Origin of the sequence: Bacillus suaedaesalsae (assembly GCF_016890225.1) — a bacterium.
Lineage (GTDB): Bacteria > Bacillota > Bacilli > Bacillales > SA4 > Bacillus_BS > Bacillus_BS suaedaesalsae.
This window is the reverse complement of sequence record NZ_JAFELM010000002.1, coordinates 62,673-69,356: the sequence shown is the minus strand read 5'-3', so window position 1 is coordinate 69,356 and position 6,684 is coordinate 62,673. Positions and strand designations below refer to the sequence as shown.

The 6,684-nt window shown below is 35.9% G+C and carries 8 protein-coding genes; 2 read left to right on the top strand and 6 right to left on the bottom strand.

Annotation, left to right across the window (positions count from 1 at the left end):
* Positions 1 to 315 precede the first annotated feature (315 nt).
* Positions 316 to 549, bottom strand: a complete 234-nt coding sequence (locus tag JR050_RS00570) for a hypothetical protein (protein ID WP_204201574.1) — start codon at positions 547 to 549, stop codon at positions 316 to 318.
* 145 nt (positions 550 to 694) lie between these two features.
* Between JR050_RS00570 and pdaB the strand changes: the two genes are divergently transcribed.
* Positions 695 to 1,456 carry a polysaccharide deacetylase family sporulation protein PdaB gene (gene pdaB, locus JR050_RS00565; RefSeq protein WP_204201573.1) on the top strand — a complete coding sequence of 254 codons (762 nt, stop codon included), beginning with the start codon at positions 695 to 697 and terminating at the stop codon, positions 1,454 to 1,456.
* A gap of 23 nt (positions 1,457 to 1,479) precedes the next feature.
* Here the strand turns inward: pdaB and JR050_RS00560 are convergent, their stop codons facing one another.
* Entirely contained in the window at positions 1,480 to 2,079 is a 600-nt protein-coding gene (locus JR050_RS00560) for a KinB-signaling pathway activation protein (protein WP_204201572.1), read from the bottom strand.
* A gap of 141 nt (positions 2,080 to 2,220) precedes the next feature.
* Between JR050_RS00560 and gerD the strand changes: the two genes are divergently transcribed.
* On the top strand, positions 2,221 to 2,829 hold the full coding sequence (gene gerD, locus JR050_RS00555) for a spore germination lipoprotein GerD (RefSeq protein WP_283244037.1): 609 nt from the start codon (positions 2,221 to 2,223) through the stop codon (positions 2,827 to 2,829).
* Positions 2,830 to 2,858: 29 nt separating this feature from the next.
* Here the strand turns inward: gerD and JR050_RS00550 are convergent, their stop codons facing one another.
* The 4 genes from JR050_RS00550 to xylF all read right to left on the bottom strand — a co-directional run bounded on the left by JR050_RS00550 (position 2,859) and on the right by xylF (position 6,679).
* Positions 2,859 to 3,908, bottom strand: a complete 1,050-nt coding sequence (locus JR050_RS00550; RefSeq protein ID WP_204201571.1) for an Mrp/NBP35 family ATP-binding protein — start codon at positions 3,906 to 3,908, stop codon at positions 2,859 to 2,861.
* A 128-nt stretch (positions 3,909 to 4,036) separates the two neighbouring features.
* Positions 4,037 to 4,753: an N-acetylmuramoyl-L-alanine amidase CwlD gene (cwlD, locus tag JR050_RS00545; RefSeq protein WP_204201579.1), complete on the bottom strand. Its 717-nt coding sequence runs from the start codon at positions 4,751 to 4,753 to the stop codon at positions 4,037 to 4,039.
* 258 nt (positions 4,754 to 5,011) lie between these two features.
* Entirely contained in the window at positions 5,012 to 5,455 is a 444-nt protein-coding gene (locus tag JR050_RS00540) for a DUF2521 family protein (RefSeq protein WP_204201570.1), read from the bottom strand.
* A gap of 147 nt (positions 5,456 to 5,602) precedes the next feature.
* Entirely contained in the window at positions 5,603 to 6,679 is a 1,077-nt protein-coding gene (gene xylF / locus JR050_RS00535) for a D-xylose ABC transporter substrate-binding protein (RefSeq protein WP_204201569.1), read from the bottom strand.
* Positions 6,680 to 6,684 lie beyond the last annotated feature (5 nt).

Here is a 6,684-nt window from a genome sequence, read left to right as displayed (position 1 = left end):
TACTTGCTGGCTATCTATTAAATAGATAGTTTTTAAAAATTTTGCGTTGGTTAGAAACCAACACGCTTGACGTTTTGTTTAGTTTTCAAAGAACTCTATCGCGTTTAAGCGACTTTATTAATTTACCATAAAAAACTTTGCGTTGTCAACAACTTTTTTCATTTAATATTTCATGAAGTAGAAGCGACGTTTTTTAATATATCATGGGTTTTTAGAAATTGCAACATAGAATTTTAAGGGGAAGAATTCCCCATTTTTACCTTCTATACGAATATCCCTATATTCCTCAACAAATAGAGATTATGTCTAGCGAAGTTATTTATAGTTTCGTACTGGCTTATTTTTTGTTCTCATATACTTTGTGCATTCAGTTGGAGATGCTACTCTTCTAAAAAGGCGGAACAAAATCTGATATCTTTCTTCCATTGCTCTTTTTACAATGTGATCAATCCTTGAGTCTTGTAAATCATGTAGAATTTCATCCATTTCTCTTTTCAACAGATATTCCAATTCTTTTATTTCCTTCTGATTTACTAAAAATCCTATCAATGATGTCACCCTCTTAAATAATTTATTCTAGTTATTACCAAAAACATGGTTTTTATGAAATTTTTTCTTTTTGGTACAGTTTTGCTCATAAAACGTACAAGCGTGCATACATATTTCTCAAGAGACTAGTCCTAGGAGGATGGGTATGAATTTTTTCTTTATACTTAATGGAAAGCGGATTAAACATTTAATGATCATTATCATTGCAGCGTTTTTCACTGCAGGAATTTTATTCGTTGAAGGAGCACTTACTGAACCAGTTTTTTCAACAAAGGATGGCCCGAGAGCGATTTACAAAGGGGAAGGGAAGGATAAAAAGGTTGCACTCACCTTTGATATTAGCTGGGGGGATGAAAATGCCCTTCCTATTTTAGATGCTCTTAAGACAAACAACATTAAAGGGGCCACTTTCTTCCTCTCTGCTTCTTGGGCAGAACGTCACCCCGATGTAGTAAAGCGAATTGTTGATGATGGTCATGAAATTGGAAGTATGGGTTATCAATGGAAGAATTATACATCCATGGAGGAACAAAAGATTAAGCAGGATATATTAAAAGCTCAAGAAGTCTTTACGACTTTAGGAGTAAAGGACGTCAAGCTATTACGTCCACCAACTGGTAATTTCGATGAGAAGGTTTTAAAAATTGCCGATAGAATTGGATATACTGTTGTCCATTGGAGCATTAACTCCGAGGATTGGACGAATCCTGGTACTGAAAAAATTATTGAGAAGGTAGAAGACATGAAATCAGGGGACATCGTTTTGCTTCATGCTTCCGATTCTGCAAAGCAAACCGTAAAAGCAATTCCTCAAATCTCTAAGATCATTAGTAACAAGGGCTTCAAAAATTATTCGGTATCGGAGCTAATCGCTAATACTGAAGCTAATACAAAGGAAGTCAACTAATTGAAAGAAAAAAGCTGACAAGGTTACTTGTCAGCTTTACTTATTAAGCGATGTAATAGTAATAGTTGGTAACTGTTACACACTAATATCGGAAATAGCATTAAATATAACCAACTCTCTTCATTTGCTCGAAGTGCTGGTACCCACTCTATAGATGTGACAACAATCATAAAGAATAAAGCAGGAATAAATGCTTGTTTATTTGTTTCTTTACTTTTAATGTAAGCTACGATCAGGCTGTAAAGTAAGATAAAGACCGGAAATGCAAAATACGATAATAGCCCGTCTCCTTTATCTGCAAACCATTGATAACGAAAATATACTAAATCAAATAATACAAATGCAATTAGTAATATTTGAACTGGATTCCATAAGCCTTTAAATATCCCAAGTCCAAAACGATGGACTGTTAAATAAGCAAAGAATCCCATCTGGCTTATAACACTAAATATAAATCCAACACCTAATAACCATAAGGTTACCGATAAAATCTCACTCATATTCAATTCTAGAAATAATACTTTGTATTCAGACCACTTTATTAAAAATCCTATAATAACAGTACTGAGCCCTCCAACTAATAATGTTGATAAGAAGAGCTTCACCAAATTGCGGCTTTTCACGTAGTTTCCTCCTAACAGTTAATCCATTCTGATTTTACCAACCGCCTTTAGAAAAAGCCAGTAATTCTAATTTGATATGAATAATTTACTTAAAAAAATTCATATTAAGGATAGGAGAAAGTTAGAAAGGAGAATTATGCTATGATGGGCATGTCTAAATGGCTCCTTCTTTTCGTAAGCTTAACCCTCCTTGTGTCATGTGGTACATCAGGTGCACAAAGTAGCGGAGAAGTGGATTACGAAGAAACGAAAAAAATGGTTGTAGATATTTTAAAAACAGATGAAGGCAAAAAAGCACTTCAAGAGGTTATGGAAGATGACAAAATGAAACAATCACTTGTCATGGATCAAGGAGTTGTGACAAACACCATTCAAACAACTCTCACCTCTGAACAAGGCTCTAACTTCTGGACAAAGACGTTCGAGGATCCAAAGTTCTCTGAAACGTTTGCAAAAAGCATGCAAGCAGAGCATGAAAAATTAATAAAAGGATTAATGAAAGACCCTGAATATCAAAAATTAATGATGGATTTAATGAAGAATCCAGAAGTAGAAGAGCAAATGCTAAATGTCTTAAAAAGCACCGAGTACCGTGCTCACCTTCAGCAAGTCATCACCGAGACATTTGAAAGCCCACTTTTCAAAGCTAAATTACTTGATGTTTTAACAAAGGCCGCTGAAAAAATGTCACAAACAGGTGGAGATAAACAAGAAGGTGGAGATGAAAAAGGATCAGCAGATAGTGCATAAAAAGCGCCCAAATTTTGGGCGCTTTTTTCTTATGCTAATTCAGTTATGTTCTTTGCAATATCCAAATAAATCTTTCCTAATTTGTGTTCCTCCGCATAAATGGAAGGAGCAAAGTCTTCTTCATTCCAATCTGGTTGCTGAAGTGGCAGCTGTCCTAACACTTTTGTTTGAAGTTCATCAGCAAGTTTTTGGCCGCCGCCTTTACCGAATACATATTCCTTTTCTCCAGTTACTTTACTTTCAAAATAAGACATGTTTTCAATTACACCTAAAATCTCATGCTCTGTACGTAGTGCCATTGCACCCGCTCTCGCAGCAACGAATGCTGCTGTAGGATGTGGCGTTGTGACAATTATTTCTTTACATACTGGTAGCATTGTATGAATATCTAGTGCAACGTCACCAGTTCCAGGAGGTAAGTCTAATAATAAATAATCTAAATCTCCCCACTCGATGTCGTTAAAGAAATTATGAAGCATTTTCCCAAGCATTGGACCTCTCCAAATGACAGGTGCATTATCTTCAACAAAGAATCCCATAGAAATAACCTTTACACCAAATCTTTCAACAGGAATAATCTTTTCTCCTCTTACAACTGGACGTTTCGTAATCCCCATCATATCAGGAACACTAAATCCGTAAATATCTGCATCAATGATTCCAACCTTTTTCCCTAAACGTGCAAGTGCAACGGAAAGGTTCACGGATACAGTTGATTTTCCAACTCCACCTTTACCACTAGCGATCGCAATGAACGTAGTCTTATTTCCAGGAGATAGTAAGCCTTGGTCTGTACTTCCCTCGTTTGAAGCAAATTGTGCTAATACTTCTTGTGGTAGGTCGGTAAAGCGGATCCCTACTGTTTCCGCGCCCGCTTCTTTAAGTGCTTGCACAATTGCAGATTGTAACGTCATTTGTTCTGCTGTACCGGTTTTGGCAATTCCAACCTTTACTGAGACATGCTTTTTTTCTTCTTTTACTGAAATCTCGAGGATTCCATTTGTTTCTTCTAAAGACTTATGTAAAAATGGGTCGACCATTTTTGATAGTATTGAACTTACTCTTTCTTCTGTTAACATGTATGACACCCCTACTGAATTCGTTTTCATCGTTAGTATACCATAATTATTCTAATATATCTGTTTTCTCGTGTTTTGCTCAGAAAAACATGATTGCTGCCTGGATCTTAAACAAAAAAAACCTTCAATTAACTTGAAGGATCTGGTTCATTCGTATAGTAACGTAAAATACCTTTATAAATAGAGGCTGCCATTTGCTCTTGATAACTTTCCTTTTGGAGAAGTTTTCTTTCAGTAGGGTTTGATAAGAATCCCACCTCTACAAGAGCACCTGGAATTTGCGCTTTTTTTAATAAGTAAATACCGCTTATAGGCTTTGCCGTACGGCTTGTATTTTCTAAGTTTCTTGTAACCTCGGTTTGAATAAAGGTCGCTAACCGTTTATTCTCTTCTAAAGATCCATAATAAAACGTTTGTGCCCCGCTCCATCTCTCAGAGGGGATGGCATTTAGATGTAACGTTACAAAGGAACTCGCTTCTGATTCATTAATAAACGTTACTCGATTTCTCAAGTCTTCTACTTTTCGATTTCGTATCCCTTTAGTATCCGGACTTGCGAGATCATCACTATTTTCACGTGTCATTAAAACAACTGCTCCTTGTTCCTGAAGATAATCCTTCAGCTTTAAGGAAATGTTCAAGGCAATATCTCGTTCAAAGACATGTTCACCATAAGATGCTCCACCGTCTGGTCCACCATGCCCTGGATCAATGACAATAATTTCTCCACTTAGAGGGAGATTCCAAGACTTCCATGAATCATTACTAACAAATTGATATTGAATAATGAGTATAAGTGCAAGAATTCCTACTCCAGTGCCAATATATTTTAGTTTTTCCCTCACCATCACTTTCTCCCTCCTGTATTACCCTAATACAATATATGGGACAAGTGAGAGAAATATGATTTTTGAAGAAGTTTTATTCCATGATTAAGGCAGTTTTCATAATCAACCTTGCTATTAATCAAAATTCGGACTCATTGAATAGGCAATACAAATAGAATATACTTGCTAATGATCAAAAAGATGCCACTAAACCTTTTCATCCATACGTATTTATTGACTTGTACGAAAAACCCAATCTAGGTTAAACAGTCCTAATTAATGAAGGCGTAATTTATGCCTCATTACAGCTTTATCAAAACCTTCACTAATCCACTTTGATACAAATTGCTCGCATGCATAATACAAGGATTCACTTACAAAGTCGTTATCCCCCATATTTCCCCAATACTGAAGATACTCATATAATGTATCAATTAGATATTTCTCTTCATAGTAACAACGCATCCTAATACTTTCAAATGATTCACCGTAATGACCGATTCTCCCGAAGCTCGCACCTAGGAGGTATGCCTCGATTGCTACATCCACTCCACCATCCTCAATAGCTTTAGAAAACATTGCACCATTTAAAAAAGGTTGAAAGTATACATTTACTTCTTTTATCAATTTCTCTAATGAAAGTTCTCTTAGAACTTTTCGTTCAAACTTCACTTGTTTCTCTTTTCTTTTTTCTTTAAAGTTCATAATTACTGTAGCCATTGTCCTTCCTCCTCTTTGACTAATCGTTATACTTATGATGCACGAAATCTAAAAAGGGTTGAATGGCAAATTTATCACATCATACCAGTTGAATTTTTTATAAATTGAAGATTACTAAGAAAAATAAAAAAAGCCCTAAAATGGGCACTAATTCTTAACGTTTTGGTAAATTTCTTCTTTAGAATGAAATCCGTCAGCTATGATTGTCTCGTTAATGTTCGATTGATCAACTGCAATAGGTAACAGTAATAAAGATGGCACTTCAATTTTACCGTTATTCATCGTATGAGTTGTCGTAATTTCCTCACCCTTTGCTAGCTTGACTGCTAAATTAGCCGCTTCTTCTGATAATGCTTTAATCGGTTTATATACAGTCATCGTTTGAGTTCCTTCTACAATCCTTTGCGCTGCAGCAAGGTCTGCATCTTGTCCAGCAACTGGGATTTTCCCAAGTAATCCTTGTGCTGCTAGTGCTCTTATTACTCCACCTGCCGTGGCATCATTCGCAGCAATTACTGCATCAATTTGATTATTGTTGGCTCTTAATGCGGCAAGCATGTTTTCATAGGCGTTCGCCGGCGTCCAATCCTTTGTCCACTGATCGTAAACAACGGAAATGTCACCTTTATTGATTAAAGGTTGAAGTACATTAAATACACCCTTTTTAAATAAATGTGCATTGTAATCCGTTTCAGCTCCACCTATATATACATACTTTCCTTTTGGCACTAGATTTGTAATGGCTTCTGCTTGCAGTTCTCCTACCTTTTCATTATCAAAGGAAACATATAAATCAATATTAGCGTTTTTCACTAATCGGTCATAGGCAATCACTTTAATTCCTGCCAAGTGGGCTTTACTCACAATTGCAGCTGTCGCCTCTGCGTTATGAGGAACAATTACGAGTAGATCTACTCCTTGATTAATGAGTGTCTCAGCTTGAGCAATTTGAACAGCATCATCACCTTTTGCTGCCATAATCTCAACATCTGCTCCTAATGCTTCTACCGATTGTTTAAACAACTCCCTGTCTTTTAGCCATCTTTCTTCAAGTAACGTATCCATTGAAAACCCTATTTTTATTTTCTCATCTACATTTACCTTATCTTCTTGTGTTTTTATAGAAGGACTAGAAAATTCCGTTTGTTTTGGTTTACTTTCACACGCTACAAGGAAAAAAAGTAAACCTATTGCTATTAATAAGAATTTAATTGTTTTTCTCATCTCGT

Coding starts and splice junctions, on each gene's coding strand:
- xylF (WP_204201569.1), bottom strand. CDS start 6,679: ATGAGAAAAACAATTAAATTCTTATTAATAGCAATAGGTTTACTTTTT.
- gerD (WP_283244037.1), top strand. CDS start 2,221: ATGATGGGCATGTCTAAATGGCTCCTTCTTTTCGTAAGCTTAACCCTC.
- JR050_RS00550 (WP_204201571.1), bottom strand. CDS start 3,908: ATGTTAACAGAAGAAAGAGTAAGTTCAATACTATCAAAAATGGTCGAC.
- pdaB (WP_204201573.1), top strand. CDS start 695: ATGAATTTTTTCTTTATACTTAATGGAAAGCGGATTAAACATTTAATG.
- JR050_RS00540 (WP_204201570.1), bottom strand. CDS start 5,455: ATGGCTACAGTAATTATGAACTTTAAAGAAAAAAGAAAAGAGAAACAA.